Genomic DNA, 24,883 nt, shown 5'->3' with positions numbered 1-24,883 from the left:
GCGTGGATACCTCCATCAAACATGGCTTGCTGACACTCGTCGAACGGGCCGCCCGCCTGACAGGCCAGCATCTGGCGGCCGCGCGCCTGGCCGACCTGCAGCGCCAGCTCGAAGATATCGACGACAGCGGCGCGCCCGCCGTGGTGCTTACCGCCATCTGGCAGGCGGCCGGGCTGGAAGGCGCGGCGCGCCCGCTGCACGAGCCGACGCCGGGCGAGCTGCCATTCGCCGTCTACAGCCCCAGCACGGGCTGGGGCTTGCTGCAGTCGCGCGGCGCCGACGGCGCCTGGCGCGGCGAAGGCATCGATGGCCGCGCCTTGCAACTGGCCTCGCTGGCAGGTTTAGCTTGCGTGGGCCTGCCGCGCCGCAGCGAAAAAAGCGGCGCCCGCCCCGGAGCGCTAAGCCTGGTGCGCAAGGCCCTGTGGCTGAAGAAAAGCGTGTTTGTCGACGCCGTGCTGGCCACCGCGCTGGTGACCCTGCTGACCATGGCCACCTCGCTGTTTTCCATGCAGGTGTACGACCGCGTGATCCCGAACCAGAGCTTCAGCACCCTGTGGGTGCTGGTAGTGGGCGTGGCGCTGTCGATCGGCCTGGAATTCATCCTCAAGCAGGTGCGCAGCCGCATCGTCGACCACTCGTGCAACGACGTCGACCATGAATTGTCCGAATGGTTTTTCCAGCGCATGCTGGGCATCCGCATGGAGGCGCGTCCCGCTTCCGTCGGCACCCTGGCGGCGCAAGTCAAAGGCTTTGAAATGGTGCGCGGCGTGCTCACGTCGACCTCGCTGTTCGTGCTGACGGACGTACCCTTCGCCGTGATTTTCCTGGCCATGATCACCATCATCGGCGGCTGGCTCGTGGTGGTGCCGCTGGTGGCCCTGCCGCTGGCCCTTGTGTGCGGGCTGATGTTCCAGCGCGCCATCCAGAGCCATACGCGCAAGAACCTCAACGCCAGCAACCGCAAGGCGGGCTTGCTGGTGGAAGCCGTCGATGGCGTGGAAACGCTCAAGGGCAGCAGCGCCGAATGGATGATGCAGGCGCGCTGGGCCGAGCTGGTGGCCGAGACCAGCCACGCGGAGCAGAATATCCGCGACTATGCGGCCCTGTCGCAAAACATCACGGCCGCCTTCCAGCAGCTGACCAACGTGGCGCTGATCTCCATGGGCGCGTGGTTCGTGGCGGAGAACCAGATGACCATGGGCGCCCTGATGGCGTGCACCATCATCAGCAACCGCGCCCTGATGCCCATCGTGCAGCTGCCCGCCGTGATGGTGCAGTGGGCGCATGCGCGCGCCTCGATCGACGGCCTGGAACAGGTCATCAGCCTGCCCAACGAAGCCGACACCGCGCAGTTCGCGCTGACGCCGCGCAGCCTCGATACGGGCTTGCGCTTCGAGCGCATCCGCTTTACGTATGGCGGCGCGCAAAAGGTGGCGCTGGAAGTGGAAAGCCTGGCCATCCGCCCCGGCGAACGGGTCGGTCTGGTGGGCGCCATCGGCTCGGGCAAGAGCACCCTGCTGAAACTGGCCTCGGGCCTGTACCAGCCTGCCGAGGGCAAGGTGTACCTGGGCGACGTCGACATGGCCCTGCTGGCGCCGGCCGTGGTGCGCGAAATGGTCGGCTACCTGCCGCAGGAAACGCGGCTGTTCAGCGGCACCCTGCGCGACAATCTGTTATTGGGACTGGCCGACCCGGGCGAGGAAGCGATCCTCGCGGCGGCAAAGCGCACGGGCCTGATCGAGCTGATACTGGGCCAGCCACGGGGACTGGCGCTGGGCATCACCGAAGGCGGGCGCGGCGTGTCTGGCGGCCAGCGGCAATTGATCGCCGTCACGCGCCTGCTGCTGGCCAAGCCGCGCATCTGGCTGCTCGATGAACCGACGGGCGCCATGGATGCGAAGACGGAAGCGCGCATCGTGGGGCTGCTGGGCGAACTGGCGGCCGAAGGCGTGACCATGGTCGCCACCACGCACAAGAACGCCCTCTTGCCCTTGCTCGACCGCCTGGTGGTGCTGCAGGCCGGCCGGGCGCTGCTCGACGGCCCGCGCGACTTTGTCCTGGCCAAGCTGTCGGGCAAGCCGCAGGCCGTGCCCAGTTCCGCAACGGCGCCGGTGGCGCAAGGAGCGGTCGCATGAAACTGGCCAAGGTCGAAGCGAAAGAGGAAGCGAAACGGGGACGGGTGCTGATCTGGAGCTGCACGGCGGCACTGGCCGGCATCATCGCCTGGGCTTCGTGGGCGGAGCTGGACCAGGTCACGCGCGCCAACGGCCAGGTGATCGCCAGTTCGCGCAACCAGATCATCCAAGTGGCCGATGGCGGCGTGCTGGCCGAACTGCGTGTGCACGAAGGCAGCGTGGTGAAAAAGGGAGCATTACTGGCCCGCTTCGACCGCACGCGGGCCGAGACAAGCTACCTGGAAAGCACGGCCAAGGCGGCGGGACTGAAGGCGGCCGTGGCGCGTTTGCAAGCCGAGGTGTTTGGCGGCGCGCCGAAGTTCCCGCCCGAACTGCAGGCGTTTCCGGAGTTTCGCGCCAACCAGCTGGCCCTGTTCAGCAAGCGCCAGGGCGCCGTGCAGGCGGAGGTGGGCTCGCTGGAAAGCGCCATGAAGCTGATCAAGGAAGAACTGGAAATGAACCTGCCGCTGCTGGAAACGGGAGACGTCAGCCGCGCCGAAGTGCTGAAACTGCGGCGGCAAGTGGTCGACATCCAGGCGCAGATCACCAACCGGCGCAACAAATATCTGCAGGATAGCCAGACGGATCTGGTGAAAGCCCAGGAAGACCTGGCCGGCGTGCTGCAGACGGTCACCCAGCGCAAGGAGCAGCTGGGTTCGACGGATATCTACGCGCCCACGGACGGCATCGTGCGCAACGTGCGCCTTACTACCTTGGGCGGCGTGGCCAAGCCGGGCGAGGAAATCCTGCAGATCGTACCGACAGACGATGACCTGATCATCGAAGCGAAAGTCAAACCGGCCGACATCGCCTTCATCAAGCCTGGCCTGCCCACGGCCGTGAAGCTCGACGCCTACGACTACGGCATTTACGGGCGCCTACGCGGCACCGTCAGCTACATCAGCGCGGACACCTTAAGTGAAGACAACAAGGGCAACGAGCAGCCGTACTACCGCGTGCAGATCAAGACCAGCGGGCGCAACCTGATGGGCAAGAATGGCGAGCCGATCCTAATCCAGCCCGGCATGACGGCCACCGTGGAAATCAACACGGGCCGCAAGACGGTCTTGCGCTACCTGACGAAACCGATCACCAAGACATTCTCGGAATCGATGGGGGAGCGGTAAGCTGGCGGGCTGTTAACCGGCAGGCTTCAGGCGGCCAATGACGCTGGCCACCTTGGCCGTGATCATGTCGACCGCGGGGCCGTTGGCGCCATGTGGCAAGATGACATCGGCATTGCGCTTGGTCGGCTCGATGAATTGCTTGTGCATCGGGCGTACCGTTTCCAGATACTGCTCGATGACGCTTTCCACGGAGCGGCCGCGTTCCGTGATATCGCGCTGCATGCGGCGGATGAAGCGCACGTCGGAAGCCGTGTCGACAAAGATCTTCAGCGACATCATGTTGCGCAAGTCTTCGTCATACAAGGCGAACAGGCCTTCGATCACGATCACGGGCGCCGGCTTGACGGGGATGGTCCTGTTGGAGCGGTTGTGCAGCGTGAAGTCGTACTCGGGCATCTCGATCGCTTCGCCATTGCGCAAGGCCTGGATGTGCTGCACCAGCAATGGCCACTCGAACGCCTGCGGATGGTCGTAATTCTGCTGGCGCCGGACTTCAGGAGAGAGATGGGTTTGGTCGCAGTAGTAGTCGTCCTGCATCACGACCGAGACCATGTCGGCGCCGAAGGACGCGAGCACTTGCTGGGATACGGTGGACTTGCCACTGCCGCTTCCGCCAGCGACACCAATAACAAACGGTTGGAAGGAAATATTATTCATGCCGAATGATACCGGAAACGCGAGCTGACCGACAGGGAGCGGCTGCAAAGCCGGGCCTGTCACGCGGCAGGCACGCGCCAACCGAAGAAGGGGCCGATAGGCAAACGTTTGGCAAGATGGTATTCTCAACAAGCTCAAGATGCGCGGACGGGACGCAGCGCGCCGCCGGCATTGCATGCCTGCCCTCTTTCGGCATCGATTGGCCATTGACGAGAAATGAACAATGAACGAAGAAAAATTTTGGCAGTTGATAGAGAAAATCGGCCGTGAAGCCCTGGAAGACGGAAGCAATTGCGCCGCCTGGCCCAGCTAACGGCAATGGACGCCATCGCCGCAAGCAAGGCATATATCAAACTGGCCGAAGGCGATGCCGGGCAATGGGATGCGCACATGGCGGCAGCGGAAGCCGTGCTGCGCAGCGCCTTGCAAACGGATCGGCAAACGGATCGGCAAGATACCGCCCTGCTCACTTGCCTGGGCGCCGTGCTGTGTGACCAGGGCAAGTACAGGGAAGCCGTCAACGTGCTGGAAACGGCGCTCACGCTGGGCTCGACTGACAGCCATACCCATTACAACCTGGGGGTGGCTCTGGCGGGACTGGCAAAACCGCGCAAGGCCATGGCGCAATTTGGCAAGGCGCAGGACCTTGCCCCTTCCAGCCTGACCTGGAGCGCCTATTTCGACCCGCAAGCCCAATAGGCGCGTGCCCGGAAATTACTCGAACTGCTTGCGGAACGCCTCGAACTGCGCCGCCAGTCCATCGAAGTCGCTGCGCAATTGCAGCACTTCCTGTTCCAGCTGGGCCACCCTGCTGCCCTGCTGCGGCGCACTGACGGCGCCGGCGTAGCCTGCCGCCGTCTCGATCTGCGCCAGCGCCTCTTCACCGCCCAGCAAGTGGCCGTAGCGCGGTTCCTTGGCACCGGGTGCGACGGCCAGCTTGGCCACCAGCGGCGGATATTTGTCGATCAAGAACTGCAGGCCCGACTCCACTTCCGCCACGGACTTGAATTCATGTACGCGGCCGCTGCGGCTGCGGATCTCGCCCGCCGTCTGCAAGCCGCGCAGCATCAGGATCGTCAGGATGGCCAGTTTATCTTGTTCCAGCGACCACTTGATGCGCATGCGGTGTTCGTACTTGGCGACCCGCGCACCCGCCTGCGTGATGCCGTTGACGAACTTGCGTTGCATCAGGCGCTGCAGCACGTCGTAGACGGTTTCTTCGGAGAGGGCCATGACGGGGTCGCGGCTGGACAGCTGGTTGCAGCCGTTCGTCAGCGCGTTGAGCGAGAGCGGATAGCTGTCCGGCGTCAGCGCTTCCTTTTCAGCCAGCACGGCCAGCACGCGGATCTCGAAGGGGTCGAGCAGATTCGGATTGTCGGTGCTCTTTTCTGCTGCGTTTTCAGCTATGTTTGCGTCTGTAGTCATGCCTGTATCCTTAATCAACCAGCTTGTTCATTTGCTCGGAATCGAATTTATCACACTCGGGCACGCCCTGGCAGCAGATGCCCGCCGCCTTCAGGGTGGCGAGGATGGTTTCGATGCGCTGTTCCTGCGCCACGGCGTGCGTGATCAAGCCTTGCAGGGCTTTCGACAGCGGATCGTCGCCGTTGGGCGTGACGCCATACGCGGCGAACAAATGGGCCGTGCTGCCCTCGCGCAAAGCGCTGACATCCTTTTGCACGATGTGCGCGGGGTTGCCCACGGCCGTGGCGCCGGATGGCACGGGTTTGAGCAGTACGGCGTTCGAGCCCACCTTGGCGTACTCGCCCACAGTGAAGCTGCCCAGCACCTGCGCGCCGGCGCCAACGATGACGCCGCGCTCGAGGGTCGGATGGCGCTTGGCGCCGCTGTGCAGCGAGGTGCCGCCCAGGGTCACGCCCTGGTAGATGGTGCAGTCGTCGCCGACGACGGCCGTCTCGCCGATCACCACGCCGAAGCCATGGTCGATGAAGACGCGCCGGCCGATGACCGCGCCCGGATGGATCTCGATGCCCGTGATGATGCGGGCGATATAGGAAATGAAGCGCCCCACCCACTTCATGTGCCGCGTCCAGCACCAGTGCGCCCAGCCATGCATGACGATGGCGTGCAAGCCCGGATAACAGGTCAGCACCTCCCAGCCATTGCGGGCGGCCGGGTCACGTTCAATGATGCTGTTGATGTCTTCGCGCAGGTGGTGGAACATAATGAAAATGGATAAGGTGGAACGCAAATGGTAGCGTATTCGGAGGGGGAATGCTGGAGGGGCTGACGTCGAGAGGCCCCTCAACGGCAAGCTGGGGTCAGTTCCTTCGGAATCGTGATGCGTTCCATTGGAACGCATCACCCCGACGGGTCTGACCCCAAGTGACGCTAACTTATGCTTCTAAAGCGATGCGCTGGCGGCGGGCTTCGTACAAGCACACGCCCGATGCCACGGACACGTTCAGACTCTCGACGGAGCCGAACATCGGGATGCTGACGAGGATGTCGCAGGTGTCGCGCGTCAAGCGGCGCATGCCTTCGCCTTCGGAACCCATGACGAGAGCCGTCGGGCCCGTGAAATCGGCTTCGTACAAGCCTTTTTCGCCGTCGTCCGAGGTGCCGATCAGCCAGATGCCGCGATCCTTCAATTCACGCATGGTGCGCGCCAGGTTCGTCACGGTGATGTACGGGACGGTTTCGGCGGCGCCGCTGGCGACCTTGGCGGCCGTGGCGTTCAAGCCCACGGCGCGGTCCTTCGGCACGATGACGGCATGTGCGCCGACGCCGTCGGCCACGCGCAGGCAGGCGCCCAGGTTGTGCGGGTCGGTGATGCCGTCAAGAATCAACAGCAGCGGCGGGCCGTCGATGGCGTCCAGCAGCTCATCGAGATTGCGCGCCAGCGACAGTTGCGAGGCAAACGCGATCACGCCCTGGTGACGGCGCGTGCCGACGATCTTGTCCAGACGCGACGAGTCGACGGGCATGACGCGCACGTTGGCAGCCTTGGCGGCGGCGATCATGTCCTTCATGCGGCCGTCGACGCGGCTGGCATCGACGAAAATTTCTTCCACGGACGACGCTTCATGACGCAGACGCGAGGTGACGGCGTGGAAGCCGAAAATCATTTTATTCTTCATTATCTATCTATCGCTTATCGCTTGTTCTTGCTTGATTTTGATACAGTTTTTGCTGCACGTGGTGCCGCCGCAGCGGGTGCCGCGGCTGGTTTCTTGCTGCGCTTCGGCGCGGCGGCCTTGGGGGCTGCCGCCTTGGGGACTTCCTTGGCTGCAGGCTTGGCTTGCGCCTTGGCGCCGTTGGAACGGCCGCCGGAACCCTTGCCGGGTTTGCCACCATTGTTGCCGCCGCCATTGACGCTGGTTTTGATCTCGTGACGCTGCTCGGTCGCGGGACCGGGCTTGACCATCGATTTCTTTTCGCCCTTGCGCTTGCCGCCAGCTTGCTTGGCTGGCGCTTCTTCGCCCGCCAGTTCCGCATCGGTGACCAGGCGCAGGTCGATCTTGCGCGTTTCCAGATCGACACGCGCCACTTGCACCGTCAGACGGTCGGTCAGCTGGTAGCGCTTGCCCGTACGTTCGCCGCGCAATTCATGGCGCGCATCGTCGTACTGGAAGTAGTCGGTGCCCAGCTCGGTGACGTGCACCAGGCCTTCGACAAACAGGGTGTCCAGCTGCACGAAGACGCCAAAGGTGGTCACGCCGGTGATCGTGCCGGTGAATTCCTCGCCCAGCTTGTCTTGCATGAAGTAGCACTTCAGCCAGGCTTCCACGTCGCGCGATGCTTCGTCGGCGCGGCGCTCGTTGGCCGAGCAATGCACGCCCAGCGCGTCCCAGATCGTCAGATCCGTCTTCTTCGGCTTGCCGTCGGCCTTGTCCTTGGCCTGCTGCTTGCGCGTGGCGTTCGACACGTTCGTGTTCAGCACGGTCTTCTCGGACAGCTTCGGCTCGTACTTCTTGCCTTGCAAGATGGCCTTGATGGCGCGGTGCGTCAGCAGGTCGGGATAGCGGCGGATCGGACTGGTGAAGTGGGCATACGCCTCGTACGCCAGGCCGAAGTGGCCGATATTGTCCGGGCTATAGACGGCTTGCTGCATCGAACGCAGCAGCATCGTTTGCAGCAGGGCCGCGTCGGGACGCTCCTTGATCTGCTGCATCAGGGTCTGGTAATCGGATGCCGATGGCGTGTCGCCGCCCGTCAGGTTCAGGCCAACCTGTTTCAGGAAAGTGCGCACTTGCGTGAGCTTTTCCTTGGTCGGGCTGGCGTGAATGCGGTAGGTGCCTGGGTGCTTGTTACGCAGCAACAGATCGGCCGCGCAGACGTTGGCCGCCAGCATGCACTCTTCGATGATCTTGTGCGCTTCGTTGCGCGTGCGGGGAATGATCTTTTCGATCTTGCCGGCGCTATTGCAGACGATATACGTTTCCGTCGTCTCGAAATCGATGGCGCCCCGCTCCGTGCGTGCTTTCAGCAAGGCGCGGTAGACGGCTTCCAGGTTTTGCAGGTGCGGCAGGATGTCCGCGCGGCGTGCCGCTTCGGGACCCTTGGTATTGCCCAGCACGGCAGCGACTTCGTCATACGTGAGGCGCGCGGCCGAATGGATGACGGCCGGATAGAACTGGTAAGCCTTCAGCTCGCCCTTGTCGCTGACGACAGCGTCGCAGACGAGGGTCAAGCGGTCGACGGCCGGGTTCAGCGAGCACAGGCCGTTCGACAGTTTTTCCGGCAGCATCGGGATCACGCGGCGCGGGAAGTAGACGGACGTGCTGCGCTCGAGCGCGTCGATATCGAGCGCGTCGTTCGGTTTCACGTAATGGCTGACGTCGGCAATCGCCACGATCAGGCGGAAGCAGTTGGCACGGCCGATCTTGACGGGCTCGCAATACACGGCATCGTCGAAATCGCGCGCATCTTCGCCGTCGATGGTAACAAGCGGCACGTCGCGCAGGTCGACACGGTCTTTCAGGTCGGCGGCGCGTACTTCGAACGGCAGCTTTTCAGCTTGCTTGAGGGCGGCGGCGGAAAAGATGTGCGGCACGTTGAATTTGCGCACGGCAATTTCAATTTCCATGCCGGGATCATCCAAAGCGCCCAGCACTTCGACGATCTTGCCGACCGGCTGCTTGAAGCGCATTGGTTGCTCGGTCAACTCGACGCTGACGATCTGGCCGGCTTTTGCCTTGCCGACCGAACCGGTGACGAGAATGTCCTGGCCGATGCGCTGGTCTTCCGGCGCGACGACCCAGGTGCCGTTTTCCTGGATCAGGCGGCCGATGACGTGGGTATTGGCGCGGTAGGTGACTTCGACGATCGTGCCTTCGGGGCGGCCGCGGCGGTCCGTGCCGACGATGCGGGCCATGACCTTGTCGCCATGCAGTACTTTCTGCATTTCTTTCTCAGGCAGGAACAGGTCGGCGCTGGCGTCATCGGGAATGACAAAGCCGAAGCCATCGCGGTGGCTGGTGACGCGACCGGCGACAAGCGCGCTCTGGTCGGCCAGGCTGAAAACACCGCTGGCGTCAGACTTGAGCTGGCCGTCGCGCTCCATCGCCTTCAGGCGACGGACCAGGACATCCATGGAATCGGCATGCACTTGCAGCGTTTTCCCGAGAGACTGCGGGTCGAGAGGCGCGTTGACGCTGCGGAATATGCCGAGAATGTCCTCCCGGCTGGGGATGGTGTGGGTATTTTGGCTCAAAAGTATTTCTATAGTTGTTATTGACAGTGATCAAACGGAAGACAAAGACCGATGACATCACCGTCAATATTGACACGGTGATGTCCGGTAGTGTACCGGAGGACGCCTTGGTTTGCCTAACGGACAGCGTAGCGGAAACCGAACAAGTGCCCCGCCGATGAAAAAAAGGAGAAAAGCTGCGCAATGCATTTGACTTCGGCAAATATTGCTCTATAATCTCGGTCTCTTGCAGCGACAAACCTTCACGGGAATGCAGTTGCAGGAAAGCGGTACAGGGTTGATGTGCAGTATGGAGCGAAAGCTCATCTGGCGCAAAACTCTTCAAGTCGCTATAATAGCAGAATTGTTGCTAAGTTATTTGGCAACAAGTACTCGAGCAGCAATGTAATAAGCAATAGCAGTATCAGTGCCCACGTGGCGGAATTGGTAGACGCGCATGGTTCAGGTCCATGTGCCTTCGGGTGTAGGGGTTCGAGTCCCTTCGTGGGCACCATTACCTAATTCGCAAAAGAGCCGCAAACTTTCACGAGTTTGCGGCTTTTTTCATTTCCGCAGCGAAAAGCCCTCTCCTTCCGGCAAGCAACTCACTTGGCATGGCTGCGGACAAAAAGCTGCGGAAAACGCTGAAAAAATAGGCAGCCTCAGCCTTTCTTCATAGGGAACAGCCCTTTTCAGGCGAAAAAACATGTTTCTTGAAGAAAAGTGCAAAATGTTGATTGACCGAATGCGCGCCAGCCCTTATGATTTTGTCCTCGCTGCAGAACACGCAGCGACAAGCAGCAAGCAGTAACAATGCCCACGTGGCGGAATTGGTAGACGCGCATGGTTCAGGTCCATGTGCCTTCGGGTGTAGGGGTTCGAGTCCCTTCGTGGGCACCACCAGCAACGAGTTGTTCATCGTTGTGATCCGCAGTAAAGTAGTAAGATTGCAGTAACAAGCAGCACAATGCCCACGTGGCGGAATTGGTAGACGCGCATGGTTCAGGTCCATGTGCCTTCGGGTGTAGGGGTTCGAGTCCCTTCGTGGGCACCACCAGCAACGAGTTGTTTTCGTTGTAGTCCGCAGTACAGTAGTGAGATATAGCAGTAAGCAACAAGCAGCATCAGTGCCCACGTGGCGGAATTGGTAGACGCGCATGGTTCAGGTCCATGTGCCTTCGGGTGTAGGGGTTCGAGTCCCTTCGTGGGCACCATTACCTAATTCGCAAAAAAGCCGCAAACTTTCACGAGTTTGCGGCTTTTTTCATTTCCGGATGCCGCGTTGCCACGGCATCCTCCCCCCCTTATTTCGCCAGCGCCGCCTTCACGGCGTCAAGCAGGCTCGTCGTCGGACGGCCGATCAGCGCGCTCAATTGCTTGCCATGGTCTTCCAGGCCGCCCTTGGCCGTGCCCGCATCGGAGTCGGCCAGCAGATCGGCAAAGCCTTCCGGCACGCCCACGCTCACCAGCGCCGCCTTGAAATCCGCCTGCGGCAAATCCTTGTACACGATCGCCTTGCCCGACTGGCGCGCCACTTCGGCCGCGTACTCGGCCAAGGTGAACCCTTGGTCGCCAGCCAGTTCATAGATGGCCTGCGGCTGGGCCGCCGTCAGCACGGCGGCAGCTGCCGCTGCGTAGTCGGCACGCGCGGCGGACGAGAAACGCCCGTTTTGCGCCGCACCCAGCACGACGCCATGCTCGAGCACGGGCGCCAGGTGTTCCGTATGGTTTTCCAGGTACCAGCCGTTGCGCAGGAAACTGTAAGGCAGGCCGGAGGCGCGGATGGCCGCTTCCGTGATCACGTGCTCAGCGGCCAGGCCCAGCGGCGACGTGTCGGCGCGCAAGACGCTGGTATAGGCCAGCAGGGATACGCCGGCGCGCTTGGCCGCATCGATGACGTTCTGGTGCTGCTGCGCGCGCTGACCCACTTCGCTCGACGAAATCAGCAAAACCTTGCTTGCGCCCTTGAACGCCGCGTCGAGGCTGGCCCCATCGTTGTAATCGGCCTGGCGCACTTGCACGCCCCGGGCGGCCAGGTCGGCGGCCTTGGCCGGGTTGCGCACGGCGGCGATGATATTGGCTGCGGGGACGGATTTGAGCAGGCTGGCGATGACGTGCTGACCCAGATTGCCTGTGGCGCCGGTGATGACGATCATGATTTCTCCTTGGTACGTGGGTGGTAAAACCCTATAATAGGACTATTACTTACTTATTGTAAGTACGTACCTTTTGGTAAGTATGAATGCAATCCACCTTAACAAGGCCAACTATCATGTCCACAGACACTCCCGGCGCCAGCCTGCGCGCCGCCCTCGCCCGGCAAACCCAGGACGCCCACCTGCTGGCGGCCACCTGCCCGTCGCGCGCCGTGCTCAGCCACCTGACCAGCCGCTGGGCCGTGCTGGTGCTGGTACTGCTGCTGAGCGGCACACGGCGCTTCAGCGAACTGCGCCGGGAAGTGGGCGGCGTCAGCGAAAAAATGCTGGCGCAAACCCTGGAAGCGCTGGCGGGCGACGGCTTCGTGCTGCGCCAGGCGTACTTGGTGATACCGCCCAAGGTGGAATACAGCCTCACGCCATTGGGACGCGAGGCGGCAGAACGCCTGGCCGTGCTGGTCGACTGGATCGAGGATAATTACCCGCGCATCGAACAGGCGCGCGCCGACCTGGCAGCGGCGCCCGCGGCACAAAACGCCGCGTGAACGAGACCCATCCGCATTGCCTTGAGTCATCAAGAATTATCGTTTACTCCTACTTGCCTTGATGTAATACTAGGCCCATGAAACGCGTAAGGGCGCGACACCATGAACCAGTTGATTTCTTCCATCACCGACCGGGCCAATGTGCTGTTGGTCAGCAATTCGCCGAACGATGTGCGCGAACTGCTGTATGTGCTGGACAGGCATAATCTGGGCACGGGACTGGCGGGCGATATCGACGAAGGCGTGGAACTGGCGGCCGGCGGCACGGACCTGATCCTGCTCGACGCGGCCCTGGCGGGCTCGAATATCGGCGCCACCTGCATGCGCCTGCGCAATGCGGGCGGACGCCACAGCGTGCCCCTGCTGCTGATGTCGGCCACGCCCAGCGCCGAGGAACAGGGCCGCAGCGTGGGCGCCGGCGCCTCCGACTACATCAAGATGCCCTTCAACGCGCGCGACGTGGCGGAAAAAATCCTCATGGAACTGGCGCTGCACAAGGCCGAGGCGCCCGCGCCGCGTGCGGCCACGCCGCCGCGCCCCCTGCATCCGCAAACGCTGGAAGTCAATTACCACTCGATCCTGGCCGGCTCGCCCGACGCCGTGCTGCTGTTCGATATCGACAACGGCCTGCTGATCGACGCCAACCATCTGGCCGAAGAATTGTTCGGCATGCCGCTGGCCGAGCTGCTGCAAGGCGGCATGGAGCCGCTGTTCCCCCAGCATCAGAGCGACGGCCGCGCCTCGCCGCAACTGCTGGAAGAAAAGATCCGCGATACCTTGCAAGGCAAGATCGTCGTCTTCCGCGCCAGCTGCTGCCACCGCGACAGCCGCCCGATCGCCTGCGAAATCCGGCTGATGCGCCTGTCCGTGCCGGGACGCCAGCTCGTGCATGCGCGCATCATCGACTTGACTGAACGCAACCTCGCCGAAGCGATGCGCTCGGGCCAGAGCGCCCTGCTGGAAATGGTCGCCAAGGGCGCGCCGCTGATCCCGACCCTGAACCAGCTGCTGCTGTTAATCGAAGGCCAGTCGCGCGGCGTGCTCTGCTCCATCATGCTGCTCGACGACGATGGCGTCCACATGCACAGCGCGGCCGGCCCCAGCCTGCCGCCAGACTACATGGCCCTGCTCGAAGGCGTGGCCATCGGCCCCGGCGTGGGTTCTTGCGGCACGGCCATGTTCCTGCGCGAACCGGTGGTGGTCAGCGACATCATGTGCGATCCGCTGTGGGCGCCCTACCGCGAGCTGGCCGCGCCGTTCGGCTTGCGCGCCTGCTGGTCGCGCCCCATCTTCGGCCAGGATGGCGCCGTACTCGGTTCCTTCGCCATGTACTACCGCGATGTGCGCAAGCCCGATGCGCGCGACCTCGAACTGATCGACACGGCGACCGACCTGGCCGGCATTGCGATTGGCCGCATGCGCCACGAGCGCGAACTGGAGCGCCACCGCGCCCACCTGGAAGAGCTGGTGGCCGAACGCACGGCGGCCCTGACGCAGGCCAAGGAACACTCGGAACAGACGAACCGCGAATTGGCCGCCGCACTGGAAAACCTGTCCATCACGCAGGAAGAACTGGTGCGCCGCGACAAGCTGGCCGCGCTCGGTGCGCTGGTGGCCGGCATCGCGCATGAACTCAATACGCCGATCGGCAACGGCCTGGTGGTCGCCACCACGATGGCCGAACGCACGCGCGAAATCCAGGCCAGCTTCCTCGATGGCTTGCGCCGCTCCGAACTGGGCGCCTACCTGACGCAGGCCAGCGAGGCCGACGCCATCATGCTGCGCAACCTGCAGCGCGCCGCCGACCTCGTCTCAAGCTTCAAGCAGATCGCCGTCGACCGCGCCAGCTCGCAGCGCCGCCACTTCCTGCTGCGCCAGTTCGTGGCCGAGCTGATGCTGCCCCTGTCCACGCAGCTCAAGGCGGCCGGCTTGACGCTGACGCAGGACGTGCCCGAGGGCCTGGCCATGGACAGCTATCCGGGTCCGCTGGGCCAGGTGCTGAGCAACCTGCTGGAAAACTGCCTGCGCCACGCCTTCGAGGGCCGCAGCGGCGGCACCATTCACATCAGGGCACGCAGCAGCGACGACGGCAAGACGATCACCATGTCCATCGCCGACACGGGCGTGGGCATCGCCGCCGACGACCTCGTGCACGTCTACGACCCTTTCTTCACGACCAAGCTCGGTTCCGGCGGCTCGGGCCTGGGCCTGCATGTGGCGCACAACATCATCACGGGCGTGCTGGGCGGCCATATCGACGCCACCAGCAGCACGGGCGACGCCAGCGGCACCACCTTCACCCTGCAGCTGCCCGCCGTGGCGCCGCAATCGCCCGCGCCCTGAGCGGCAAGCGCGCTACAATGCCCGCAAGCATTCTTTCGGAGCACCCATGAAATACCTGATCGCCACGGCCTTGCTGGCAGTGTGCGCCTGCGCAATGGCCGGACCTGCCCCCTGGTACAAATGGCGCAGCAAGATCGACGGCACCCTGTCGTGCGCCCAATCGACCCTGGGATTTGGCTGGGAACTGGCCTCGGGACCGTACAAAGATAGCCGTTGCGAAAAACCGGCGCTTGTTAAATAATGGGGCCATGACCACACGGGGGCACCGGCTTGATTGCAAGCGATGGCATTGCGGCGTCGAAAGAGTATGGAACGATAAGAACGTATCTATTCAAACCGAGGAGACCACATGTTTACGAATCCCGAACAATTCGCATCGGCCACCAAGGCCCTGTTTGAATTCCAGCTGATGACCTTCAACACCCTCACCTCGAAGGCCGTTCAAGGCGTGGAACAGGTGCTGGCGTTGAACATGGCCACCGCCAAGTCCGGCATCGAGGATGGCATCGCCGCCGGCAAGGAAATCAGCCAGGCCAAGGATCCGAAGGCCGCCATGGCCGCCGCCGCTGCCCAGCTGCAACCGGGCGTGGCCGGCGCCAAAGCGTATAAACAGCAACTCGACGACATCATCAAGGAAATCCACACGGAATTCACCACGGCCGCAGAAGCCCATGTGGCCGAAGCGAAAAGCAATCTGAGCGCCCTGATCTACGACGTCACGAAAAACGTGCCGCCAGGCTCGGAAAACGCCGTCGCCATCGTCAAGGCCGCCATCGACAATGCCTTCCTCGGCTACGAGCAAGTGACCAAGGCCACGAAACAGGCCGTGAAGACCGTCGAAGAGCAGATCGCCAAGGCCAGCGCGCAAGTGGCGCAGGCCACGGAAAAAGCCACGACCGGTGCCACTGCTGCGCCTGAAAAAGCTGCGCCGGCCGCCAAGCCGAAGGCTGCCAAAAAGTAATCCGACGCATTGTTGGCGTTAATGGTGATGTCGGATTACGCGCTTGCGCGCTAATCCGACCTACCACCTACAAGAATCCACCGGCAGGGTCCGGTATTCGCCCCCTCCCATCCCCCCGAAATAGCCTGAGCCTAGCTGCAGAAATCCTGGCATGCCTTCGCCTCGACGGCGCCGTCCAGCTGGCGGCGCCAGGCCGCCATGCGCCACGCGGCCCAGGCGGCGGACAAGGCACCCGCGACGAGGATCAGCCGCGTATCGATCAGAGTCAGCACGGAACCACTGAGGGCGACGACGATGTTGGCGATGCAAAACGTCGTGGCCAGCAAACCCATCACGGCGCCCTGTCCGTGTGCGCTGAAGCGCTCGGCGCACCAGCCCTGTATGACCGTGTTGTACAGGGCATTCGGAATGCCGAACAGCACGATGGCGGCGATGCCCACCCAGATATTACCTAACGCCAAGATCCCTACGGCCAGCGCCACGCCGCACGCATACCAGCAGGCCCGCAGCAGCGGCGCATGGCGGCTGGGACCGCCCGCCAGCAAGGACGTGATGGTCATCGTGCCGCACAGGCCCACATTCACCCAGGCAATCTCCTGTGCATGGTAATTGGCCGTCTCGACCAGCCACAGCGGATAGAACTCGTAAAAACTGGCCACGCCGCACGTAAACGCCAATTGCACGATGAACAGGGTGCGCAGCTCCTCATGGCGCAGCAAATTGAGCGAATGGCGGTCACGCGCCACTTGCCACCACGACGTCGTCAATAGCGAGGGCGTTTCACGCTGTAAACCCACGGCCACCAGCACGGCGACGAGCATCAGGGCGGCGGCGGCGATCCAGAACGGCACCGTCACGCCCCAATGCAGGGTCGCGCCCGCCAGGATCGGGCCTACCAGCCAGCCCAGATAAAACGCCCCGTTCAGCCACGACATGGCGCGCAGGCGCAGCGGTCCCGTCAACTGGTCGGCCAGCATGGCGCGCGCCACGGCACCGTTCCCTTCCAGCAAACCCGTGATGAAACGGGCCACGATGAACAGCGGGTAGGACTGGATCACCAACGCCCAGGCCGTGATGGCGTGGCCGATGGCGGCGCCCACGGCCGTGCGCATCAGCAAGGGACGGCGGCCATAGCGGTCGGACAAGGGCCCCAGCAAAGCCGAGCCGATCAGCAAGCCCAACGGGTTGATGGTCAGCGCCAGGCCGAACAGCAATTTGGACGGCAAGCCCAGGAAATTGTTGAAGGCATTCGGCGCCTCGGCTGCGAACAGGGGTGGCAGAATCGGGTATGGCAGCGAGGCGCCGATGGTCGACAGCAGCGCCAGCAGGCAGGCGGCGGAAATCAGGATGATGTTTTTCATGCGGGTTCGGCGGATGTTAGTCTGGCAAGCATACGTGACCATGCCACATAAGCAAACTTAAATGTTTATTAATGATGTCCATCGTTGCTGCCGTGAAGCGTGCGAGGCACGGCCTCGGCTATCATGCCCACACGAATCACGTTTAACGGGGCAAACATGACACTGTCAGAAATTGAACAGCAGCACGGCTTCACCTATCCCGCATTGTATCGGCAGCTGGAGCGCGACGGCATGCTGGCCGTGGGCGAATACGGCCCCGACTGGTACAAGCTGGTCTATCCCACATTGACGGAGCGGCCCACCCTGCTGTTGCATGCGGACGATTTCGAATTGCTCAACATCGAGGCCGTTGCCGCGGAAGCGGAAACCTTGCTGGATACGGACGATTACCGGCAGATCGATCCCACCTTCCAGTTCATTCCCTTCGCGCAAACGGGCGCGGGCGACCACTACTGCTTTTTCGCGTCAAGCGAGCAAGACGGCGAGATGCCCATCGTGCTGCTGTGGCATGACGAGAATGAAGCCCAGTACCTGGCAAAAAACCTGCAAGATTTCATGGTTCACATGTTGTTGAACAGCATGGCGGACCAGGATACGTACAACGACGTCAGCGACGAGGCATTCAAGGAGCAACTGGCAAAAACCCTGGGCACGCACGCGCGCTACCTGACGGCGCGGCAAGCCGAAGTGTTGCACGCCTTGCTGGCCAGGGACATCATCGATTACGAGGTGGCGCTGCCGAAGGGACGCACGGAAACGCACAGGGGATTGCTGACCGATATCGAACTGGCCAGCCTGCGCGCAGAACTGATTCCCTGTGAAAAGTTCAACAGCTATTTTGCCTACAGCACGGCTGACTGAACATAAAATCGCTGGGCAAGCGGCGGCTGAAGGTTTAAACTGTATATAAACACAGTAAAATCGTTAACCTTGCCCTATTGCCCCCATGTTGAGAGTCCTGGAAAATCCCCTGTACTATCTGGATAATTTCCAGGATGTGCTGAACTGGATAGCTGCGCGTTACGCCGATCTGCTGAGCCCTGAAGAAACGCAGTTCATCGCCGCCTTCAGCGCACTGCCGCAGCCGTCGCGCGCCCTGTTCGTGCGCCTCGTCATGCGCAAGGGCTGCCTGTTTCGCGCCAGCAAGCTCAATTACCCGGAAATCGGCGACGCGCGCGCGGCCGCCCTGCCCTTGCTGGCCACGGGCTGGGTCGAGGCTGATCCAGCGATCTCGCTCGATGAACTGTTCGAACTGCTGCTGAAAGCAGAAATCGTCCAGGCCTTCGCCCTCGCCGCCCCGCTGAAAGCGGCGCGCAAGGCCGAGCAGCTGGACGCCTTGCGCGAGCAGCATGGGGAAAGTAAACCGTTTTCCGCTTGGCATCCAGCCTGCACCGACGTGCTGTACCGCATCGGCTTGCAAGCGCTGTGCGACCGCCTGCGCCTGATTTACTTTGGCAACTACCACCAGGACTGGTCGGAATTCGTGCTGTCCGACCTCGGCGTGTACCAGTATGAAAAAGTGGAATTCTCGCCGCAGTCGCGCGGGTTTCGCACGCGCCAGGATATCGAGCACTATGAAGTGCTGCACCAGTGCCGCGAACGCTACAACGACAGCGCGCCGGCCGACGAAGTGCTGCAGGAACTGGCTGCGCTGCCCTTGTCCGAGAACAATACCTGGCTGGCCAGCTGGCGCGACAAGCTGCGCTTCCAGATCGCCCAGCACCTGGAAAAATGCCAGGACTGGCCGGCCGCCTACCGTGCCTACGCCGATTGCCGCTATCCGGGCGCGCGTGGCCGCGCCATCCGCGTGCTGGAAAAAGACGAGCAGCCGCAAGCGGCCTACGAACGCCTGCTGATCGCCCTGGCCGCGCCGGAAAGCGAGGCGGAACAGCAATTGCTGCTGCGCATGGCGCCCCGTTTGCGGCGCAAGCTGGGCCATGCGAAGCAGGCGGCCAATGCGGCCGCCGCCGTGGAGCGCATCGACCTGCTGCTGCCCTATCCGGAACAGGCGTGCTACGTGGAAGGCGTGGTGCAGCAGCATTTGATGCGGGACGATGCGCCCGTGTATTACGTGGAAAACACCCTGATCAACTCGCTGTTCGGCCTGCTGTGCTGGCCCGCCATCTTCAAGCCCATGCCGGGCGCCTTCTTCCACCCGTTCCACCGTGGCCCGGCCGACTTGCACAGCGCCGATTTTTACCAGCGCCGCAGCAAGGACTTTGCCGCCTGCCTGGCGCAACTGGGCGACGGCAGCTACCACGCGGCCATCCGCGCCACGCTTGCCGCCAAGCACGGCATCGTCTCGCCCTTCGTCAGCTGGGAGGTGCTGGACGACGGCTTGCTGGACCTGGCGCTGGCCTGCATCCCGGCCGCGCACTTGAAAAAGGCGTTCGAGCGCATCTTGCTCGACATCAAAAGCAACCGCAGCGGCTTTCCCGACCTGATCCAGTTCTGGCCGGCCGAACAGCGCTACCGCATGATCGAAGTCAAGGGTCCCGGCGACCGTCTGCAAGACAACCAGCTGCGCTGGATCGCGTATTGCGCCGAGCACGCCATGCCCGTCAGCGTGTGCTACCTGCAGTGGCAGGTGGCCACATGAGCGGCATGAAGTACACGATCGCCGTGCGCGCCCTGTGCGAATTCACGGCCAAGGTGGGCGACCTGGACTTGCGTTTCACACCGTCCCCCACGGCGCAGGAAGGCATGGCCGGCCACGCCACCGTGACGAGCCGGCGCGATGATGATTACCAGCGTGAAATTAGTCTTTCCGGCGACTTCGGCCCCCTGCACGTGCGGGGCCGCGCCGATGGCTACGACCCGGCGCGGCGCCAGCTGGAAGAGATCAAGACCTACCGGGGTGAACTGGACGCCATGCCCGCCAACCATCGCCAGTTGCACTGGGCGCAGGCGCGCATCTACGGCCACTTGCTGTGCCAGCAACTGAACTTGCCCATGCTGCGCGTGGCGCTCGTGTATTTCGATATCGTGAGCCAGAAGGAAACCGTCATGCACGAGGAGTGCACGGCCGAGGCGCTGCGCACCTTCTTCGAACAGCATTGCGCGCTGTTCCTCGACTGGGCCGAGCAGGAAATGGCGCACCGCGCCAGCCGCGACGCACAACTCACGGCCATGGCCTTTCCCCATGCGGACTTTCGCCCGGGCCAGCGCCAGCTGGCCGAAGCCATGTACAAGGCCAGCAGCCGCGGCTGCGGCTTGCTGGCGCAGGCGCCGACCGGCATTGGCAAGACGGTGGGCAGCCTGTTCCCCATGTTGAAAGCGACGGCCGCGCATGGCCTCGATAAACTGTTTTTTCTGGCCGCCAAGGTACCCGGCCGCCAGATGGCGCTCGACGCCTGCGCCATCCTCAAGGATAGCGCCCCGCTGCTGCCCTTGCGCGTGCTGGAACTGAGCGCCAAGACCAGCGCCTGCGAACATCGGGACAAAGCCTGCCATGGCGAATCGTGCCCGCTGGCCAAGGGTTTCTACGACCGCCTGCCACTGGCGCGCGAGGTGGCGCTGGCCAGCGGCTTGATCCTCGACAAGGAGGCCGTGCGCGCCGTCGCCTTGCAGCAAGGTATCTGCCCCTATTACCTGGGCATGGAGCTGGCGCGCTGGAGCGACGTCGTCATCGGCGACTACAATTACTATTTCGACCTCAGCGCCATGCTGTACGGCATGACGTTGGCCCACGACTGGAAAGTCAACGTGCTGGTCGACGAGGCGCACAATATGGTGTCGCGCGCGCGCAGCATGTATACCGCCGAACTGGCGCAGATCGACCTGAAGATGCTGCGCAAGTTCGCGCCCGACACCTTGAAAAAACCGCTCGACCGCCTCTCGCGCCAGTGGACGGCTTTGTTGAAAGAGCAGGATGGCGATTACCACGTGCATGCGGCCTTGCCCGACAAATTCTTTGGCGCCCTGCAAGGCGTGGCCACGGCCATCGGCGACTACATGGCCGAACACGCTACGGCCCTGGACGAGGACTTGCAGCGCTTTTACTTTGACGTGCTGCTGATCAACCGCCTGGCGGAAAGTTTCGGCGAGCATTCGCTGTTCGACGTCAGCAAAACAGACACTGGCTCCACCGTCTGCATCCGCAACATCGTGCCGGCGCCGTTTCTCAAGGAACGCTTCGCGGCCAGTCACAGCACGGCCCTGTTTTCCGCCACCCTGAGTCCGTGGAATTACTACAGCGACACCCTCGGCATGCCGGCCGACACGGCCTGGGTCGACGTGGAATCGCCATTCCAGGCGGAACAATTGTCCGTGCGCGTGGCCGACACGATTTCCACGCGCTACCAGCACCGCGCCGCCTCCTTGCTGCCCATCGCCCAGCTGATGGCGAAGCAATACGCGGAAACGCCGGGCAACTACCTGGCCTTCTTCAGCAGCTTCGACTACATGGAAAAGACGGCCCACTTGTTCTCCCAGCATTATCCGGACGTGCCCCTGTGGCAACAGCCGCGCCGCATGGATGATACTGCCCGCGCACAATTTTTGGGCCGTTTCGGCCTGGACACGCGCGGCATCGGCTTTGCCGTGCTCGGCGGCGCGTTCGGCGAAGGCATCGACTTGCCCGGCGCACGCCTGATCGGCGCCTTCATCGCCACCCTGGGTTTGCCGCAGATCAATCCCGTCAACGAGCAGATCCGCCAGCGCATGGGCGACATCTTCGGCGCCGGCTACGACTACACGTATCTGTATCCGGGCATGCAAAAGGTGGTGCAGGCGGCAGGCCGGGTGATCCGCACACAGTCGGACAAGGGCGTCGTCTACCTGATCGACGACCGTTTTTCGCGCCCGGAAATCCGGCAACTCTTGCCCACCTGGTGGGATGTGCAGCTAGCCAACCAGTAACTTCAGCTTCTGGTAGCCCGCCTTGCTCACGGGAATGCGCGTGTCATCGCGCAGGATGGCCACGTGGCTGTCTTTCGTTGCCGCCTCGATGCGGCGGATGCCGTCGATATTGAGCAGATACGACCTGTGCACGCGCAGGAACTTGGCGGGATCAAGCTGGGTTTCCAGCTCCGACAGTCGCTGGCTTTTCAGATAGGACTTGCCTTCGGAACGGATGCTGATGTAATCGTCCTGCGCCTCGATGTAGTCGATGCGCGCGCTGGCGATGACGTGGACCTTGGCGCCGTCGCGTATCAGCACGCGGTCGAGGGGCGCGGCGCGCGTGGCCGCCTCGCGCGCCAGCGTTTGCACAGCAGTGGACGCGGCCGGCGTGCTGCGGTTGGCGCGCGCATGGGCCAGCGCCTGGTCGAAGCGCTGTTCACTGAACGGTTTCAACAGATAGTCGAGGGCATGGCATTCGAACGCTTTCAAGGCGTACTGGTCGTAGGCCGTGACAAAGATCAACTTTGTCTTCGCGCCGATCAATTCGGCCACTTCAAAACCGTCCAGGCGCGGCATCTGGATGTCGAGGAACACCAGCTCCGGTTCCAGTTCCGCGATGGCCTTGACGGCGTCAAAGCCGTTGGCGCACTCGGCGACGATCTCGATATCGTCATGGCGTGCCAGGTATTCGCGCAGCACGCTGCGCGCCAGTAATTCGTCATCGACGATGGCCACCCGCATTCTTGCCTGCATCATGCTTCCTCCGTGTCGCCGGTCTGTGCCGGCATCGATAGCGTTACTTCAAACGCCGCGCCGCGCCGCGCCCAATGCACGCCCGCTTCGTGGCCATACGCACCGGCCAGGCGCTGGCGCACATTCTCCAGGCCCACGCCGTTGCCGCGCGCCGGCCCCTGATCCGCATCGACGGGATTGCGCACGGCGATCTGCAGCAAGCTGCCCGCGCGCCGGACCTCGATGGCGATCAGGCCGCCCTCCGTCAAGCCGCAGATACCATGCTTGACGGCATTTTCCACGAGCGGCTGTATCAGCATGGGCGGCAACAGACACGCCAGCGCGGCAGTGTCGATGCTTTCCGCCACCTGCAGGCGCGCGCCGAAACGCACTTGTTCGATGGCGAGAAAGTGGCGGATCAGCACGAGTTCCTCTTGCACGGTGATGTGCTTGTGTGCTTCCAGGCTCAGGCTCTGGCGAAAGAAACTGGCCAGTTGCACCGTCATCTGGCGCGCGCCCGCCGCATCGATAGACGTCAGGGCGCTGATGGAGTTCAGGCTGTTGAACAGGAAATGCGGATCGATCTGCGTGCGCAGCATGCGCAGTTGCGCTTCCTGCGCCATCAGCTGCGCTTCCAGGCCCCGTTGCTCGGCCATCCTGGCGCGCACGAATTCCAGCAGCAGGTAATGGACGGCGGCGGCCAGGCAATACAACAGCGCGCCCAGACCGAAGAACAGGGCCAGCAGCGATGGCGTCAGGTTCACGCCCAGCCAGTACTGCTCCGTCAACTGGCTGACGCTGTTCAAAAATTGCAGCAGGGTCGCCCACAGCAAGCCCGCGAACAGGGCCGCCACGCCCATCACGCCGGCAATGGCGAGCGGATGGCGGGCGTGCAAGGGATAGGCGCGGCACAAATAAAACGCGGAAAACCCCGAACCGATCGCATACACGAGCGTGGCGGGCGCCACCAGCAGGACGGCATTGAGCCAGGGCGCGTGCGCCACCCTGGCCAGGATGGCGGCCAGGGCCAGGCCCAGCGCGATGCAGACCAGAAACGCCACCACGGCGCCGCGCCGCTTCGACAAGGGTCCGGACATGCGCGCCTAGTTGCGGATTTCCAGGCCGCCCATGATGGCGTAGCCCGTCACGTACAAACGCTTGTTCTGGTTCGGCGGCACGATGGTCTTTTCTTCGAAGCCGCCAAGGATGGGCGTGCCCTGCAGCACCACGCTCCAGTCGGGCGGAATCTTGATGGTGACGCCGCCGCACAGGGCAAATACGTTGAGCACGGCTTCGCCTTCGATCGAGGCCTGGCGCAAGTCGATTTCGCAGCCGGCCATGATGACGTTGATATCGCCGCCCTTGAAGCACTGCGACGACACGCGCCGCACGTAGCCGCCCAGGATGGCCGTTACTTCGATGATGCTATCGTCATCCGCCTGGCCTCCGGCGCCGGGCGCTGCAGTGGCATCGGCCGGTTCCTTGTCGAGCGATACGGCGCCATTTCTGGGCTGGCCGAAGGAATCGGGCGCGGCGCTGGCATCGGGCGGCGCGGCAAAGTGACGGCGGCGCTGGCGCTGCCGTCTGCCAGGCAGGGATTTCGACACGACGGCCACGCCGGCGGCAATGATGAGCAGCGGCCACAGCATGCTCCAGTTGATGTAGAACAATCCCATGGCTTTCAAGGTCCAGCTCAGGCCCAGCAAGACCATCACGCCGCCGACGATGTAGCCGGAGCGGGAATGGCTTTGCGATATTTTCAGCAAGCCGAAAATGATGAGGATGGTCGGCCAGAAGCGGAAGGTATAGCGCACATTGATGAAGCCGAGGTTATCGAGCAGGAACAGCAGCCCCAGGCCGATGACGATGACGCCCAGCACGATCTGCGATGGCGAATGCAGCGGCGGTCTATTTTTCATGCTCGGACTCCCGGTAGGCAATAAAATGTTTGTTCAACAGCGGTTCGAGCACGAGGCCCACGCCCCAGGCGATCAGCAAGGCGGGCCAGCTATTGTAGAAATTCAAGTTCCACAGTTCTTCATACGACACATACCACCAGGCGGCGAAGAAGATCAGCCACAGGCCGCTCAGCACCTGCTTGGCGGACACGGGCGTGAGCAGCTTGTTGAGGCCGAAGACGGCCAGTATCACTGGCCAATAATGCCATAGTGCATAGTAGTCATGGAGATAGATCACATCGAGCCGGTCCAGCAGGATGATGGCGCCGATGGCGATCAGCAGCACGCCCCACAGCAGCTGGGTACGGCGGTAATACGCTGGTTCAGGTTTCACGGTCACCCCTTGAAGTTGGTTGATCGTAAAGATACGC

The 24,883-nt window shown here is 62.8% G+C and carries 21 protein-coding genes and 4 tRNA genes; 14 read left to right on the top strand and 11 right to left on the bottom strand.

Translation table 11 applies throughout. The annotated features are described in order from the left end of the window. Positions 1 to 2: 2 nt before the first annotated feature. A complete protein-coding gene (locus AC54AG_RS15220; RefSeq protein ID WP_496630812.1) occupies positions 3 to 2,135 on the top strand; it encodes an ATP-binding cassette domain-containing protein in 2,133 nt (710 codons plus the stop codon). Then, complete coding sequence (locus AC54AG_RS15215) at positions 2,132 to 3,301, top strand: HlyD family type I secretion periplasmic adaptor subunit (protein WP_219329792.1); 1,170 nt, start codon at positions 2,132 to 2,134, stop codon at positions 3,299 to 3,301. The genes AC54AG_RS15220 and AC54AG_RS15215 overlap by 4 nt, the downstream gene beginning before the upstream one ends. A 12-nt stretch (positions 3,302 to 3,313) precedes the next feature. Here AC54AG_RS15215 and udk read toward each other — a convergent pair whose 3' ends face one another. After that, positions 3,314 to 3,958 (bottom strand): uridine kinase, encoded by a 645-nt coding sequence (gene udk / locus AC54AG_RS15210; RefSeq protein ID WP_070303044.1) that lies wholly within the window; start codon positions 3,956 to 3,958, stop codon positions 3,314 to 3,316. A gap of 318 nt (positions 3,959 to 4,276) precedes the next feature. Between udk and AC54AG_RS15205 the strand changes: the two genes are divergently transcribed. Further along, positions 4,277 to 4,657 (top strand): tetratricopeptide repeat protein, encoded by a 381-nt coding sequence (locus AC54AG_RS15205; RefSeq protein ID WP_496630811.1) that lies wholly within the window; start codon positions 4,277 to 4,279, stop codon positions 4,655 to 4,657. A gap of 15 nt (positions 4,658 to 4,672) precedes the next feature. Here the strand turns inward: AC54AG_RS15205 and AC54AG_RS15200 are convergent, their stop codons facing one another. The 4 genes from AC54AG_RS15200 to rnr all read right to left on the bottom strand — a co-directional run bounded on the left by AC54AG_RS15200 (position 4,673) and on the right by rnr (position 9,635). Then, complete coding sequence (locus AC54AG_RS15200; protein ID WP_046684714.1) at positions 4,673 to 5,383, bottom strand: YceH family protein; 711 nt, start codon at positions 5,381 to 5,383, stop codon at positions 4,673 to 4,675. A 10-nt stretch (positions 5,384 to 5,393) separates the two neighbouring features. Further along, positions 5,394 to 6,143: a serine O-acetyltransferase gene (gene cysE, locus AC54AG_RS15195; protein ID WP_034784004.1), complete on the bottom strand. Its 750-nt coding sequence runs from the start codon at positions 6,141 to 6,143 to the stop codon at positions 5,394 to 5,396. Positions 6,144 to 6,315: 172 nt separating this feature from the next. After that, complete coding sequence (gene rlmB / locus AC54AG_RS15190) at positions 6,316 to 7,059, bottom strand: 23S rRNA (guanosine(2251)-2'-O)-methyltransferase RlmB (protein ID WP_058048541.1); 744 nt, start codon at positions 7,057 to 7,059, stop codon at positions 6,316 to 6,318. Between the two features lie 14 nt (positions 7,060 to 7,073). After that, a complete protein-coding gene (rnr, locus tag AC54AG_RS15185; protein ID WP_219329795.1) occupies positions 7,074 to 9,635 on the bottom strand; it encodes a ribonuclease R in 2,562 nt (853 codons plus the stop codon). A gap of 408 nt (positions 9,636 to 10,043) precedes the next feature. Between rnr and AC54AG_RS15180 the strand changes: the two genes are divergently transcribed. The 4 genes from AC54AG_RS15180 (at position 10,044) to AC54AG_RS15165 (ending at position 10,828) form a co-directional block, all read left to right on the top strand. After that, positions 10,044 to 10,128, top strand: a tRNA-Leu gene (locus tag AC54AG_RS15180). A gap of 301 nt (positions 10,129 to 10,429) precedes the next feature. After that, a tRNA-Leu gene (locus AC54AG_RS15175) sits at positions 10,430 to 10,514 on the top strand. A gap of 69 nt (positions 10,515 to 10,583) precedes the next feature. Next, positions 10,584 to 10,668: transfer RNA gene (locus AC54AG_RS15170), tRNA-Leu, on the top strand. 75 nt (positions 10,669 to 10,743) lie between these two features. Further along, positions 10,744 to 10,828 (top strand) — tRNA-Leu (locus AC54AG_RS15165). Between the two features lie 90 nt (positions 10,829 to 10,918). Here the strand turns inward: AC54AG_RS15165 and AC54AG_RS15160 are convergent. Beyond that, positions 10,919 to 11,770 carry an SDR family oxidoreductase gene (locus tag AC54AG_RS15160; RefSeq protein WP_070304195.1) on the bottom strand — a complete coding sequence of 284 codons (852 nt, stop codon included), beginning with the start codon at positions 11,768 to 11,770 and terminating at the stop codon, positions 10,919 to 10,921. Positions 11,771 to 11,886: 116 nt separating this feature from the next. On the opposite strand from AC54AG_RS15160, the gene AC54AG_RS15155 reads away from it, so the two are divergent. The 4 genes from AC54AG_RS15155 to phaP all read left to right on the top strand — a co-directional run bounded on the left by AC54AG_RS15155 (position 11,887) and on the right by phaP (position 15,619). Beyond that, positions 11,887 to 12,315, top strand: coding sequence for a winged helix-turn-helix transcriptional regulator (locus tag AC54AG_RS15155; RefSeq protein WP_034755112.1), 429 nt, complete (start codon positions 11,887 to 11,889; stop codon positions 12,313 to 12,315). A gap of 102 nt (positions 12,316 to 12,417) precedes the next feature. After that, positions 12,418 to 14,658, top strand: coding sequence for an ATP-binding protein (locus AC54AG_RS15150; RefSeq protein WP_331777698.1), 2,241 nt, complete (start codon positions 12,418 to 12,420; stop codon positions 14,656 to 14,658). A 46-nt stretch (positions 14,659 to 14,704) separates the two neighbouring features. Next, positions 14,705 to 14,899 (top strand): hypothetical protein, encoded by a 195-nt coding sequence (locus tag AC54AG_RS15145; RefSeq protein WP_034755105.1) that lies wholly within the window; start codon positions 14,705 to 14,707, stop codon positions 14,897 to 14,899. 108 nt (positions 14,900 to 15,007) lie between these two features. Next, positions 15,008 to 15,619 carry a TIGR01841 family phasin gene (gene phaP / locus AC54AG_RS15140; RefSeq protein WP_331777697.1) on the top strand — a complete coding sequence of 204 codons (612 nt, stop codon included), beginning with the start codon at positions 15,008 to 15,010 and terminating at the stop codon, positions 15,617 to 15,619. Between the two features lie 131 nt (positions 15,620 to 15,750). Here the strand turns inward: phaP and AC54AG_RS15135 are convergent, their stop codons facing one another. Next, entirely contained in the window at positions 15,751 to 16,980 is a 1,230-nt protein-coding gene (locus tag AC54AG_RS15135; protein ID WP_219329798.1) for an MFS transporter, read from the bottom strand. A gap of 156 nt (positions 16,981 to 17,136) precedes the next feature. On the opposite strand from AC54AG_RS15135, the gene AC54AG_RS15130 reads away from it, so the two are divergent. From AC54AG_RS15130 to AC54AG_RS15120, 3 genes are all read left to right on the top strand, one after another. Further along, positions 17,137 to 17,841 carry an SMI1/KNR4 family protein gene (locus tag AC54AG_RS15130; RefSeq protein WP_331777696.1) on the top strand — a complete coding sequence of 235 codons (705 nt, stop codon included), beginning with the start codon at positions 17,137 to 17,139 and terminating at the stop codon, positions 17,839 to 17,841. 85 nt (positions 17,842 to 17,926) lie between these two features. Then, on the top strand, positions 17,927 to 19,579 hold the full coding sequence (locus AC54AG_RS15125) for a VRR-NUC domain-containing protein (protein ID WP_496630809.1): 1,653 nt from the start codon (positions 17,927 to 17,929) through the stop codon (positions 19,577 to 19,579). A gap of 5 nt (positions 19,580 to 19,584) precedes the next feature. Continuing rightward, positions 19,585 to 21,840: an ATP-dependent DNA helicase gene (locus AC54AG_RS15120; RefSeq protein ID WP_496631007.1), complete on the top strand. Its 2,256-nt coding sequence runs from the start codon at positions 19,585 to 19,587 to the stop codon at positions 21,838 to 21,840. Here AC54AG_RS15120 and AC54AG_RS15115 read toward each other — a convergent pair. Genes AC54AG_RS15115 through AC54AG_RS15100 form a run of 4 tightly spaced genes read right to left on the bottom strand, consistent with a single transcriptional unit; the run spans position 21,826 to position 24,846 of the window. Then, the gene (locus AC54AG_RS15115; protein WP_034755089.1) at positions 21,826 to 22,563 is read right to left on the bottom strand and encodes a LytR/AlgR family response regulator transcription factor; all 738 of its coding nucleotides are present in this window, start codon (positions 22,561 to 22,563) and stop codon (positions 21,826 to 21,828) included. The genes AC54AG_RS15120 and AC54AG_RS15115 overlap by 15 nt on opposite strands. Positions 22,564 to 22,574: 11 nt before the next feature. Then, on the bottom strand, positions 22,575 to 23,651 hold the full coding sequence (locus tag AC54AG_RS15110; RefSeq protein ID WP_496630807.1) for a sensor histidine kinase: 1,077 nt from the start codon (positions 23,649 to 23,651) through the stop codon (positions 22,575 to 22,577). 6 nt (positions 23,652 to 23,657) lie between these two features. Beyond that, positions 23,658 to 24,473 (bottom strand): LiaI-LiaF-like domain-containing protein, encoded by an 816-nt coding sequence (locus AC54AG_RS15105; RefSeq protein ID WP_496630806.1) that lies wholly within the window; start codon positions 24,471 to 24,473, stop codon positions 23,658 to 23,660. Continuing rightward, positions 24,463 to 24,846, bottom strand: a complete 384-nt coding sequence (locus AC54AG_RS15100) for a LiaF transmembrane domain-containing protein (RefSeq protein ID WP_034755139.1) — start codon at positions 24,844 to 24,846, stop codon at positions 24,463 to 24,465. Before AC54AG_RS15100 ends, AC54AG_RS15105 begins: the two co-directional genes overlap by 11 nt. Positions 24,847 to 24,883: the final 37 nt, after the last annotated feature.

The sequence above is a fragment of the Janthinobacterium sp. BCJ23 genome (assembly GCF_059617945.1).
The sequence above is the reverse complement of the archived record's forward strand: the minus strand, read 5'-3'. Positions and strand labels throughout refer to the sequence as shown.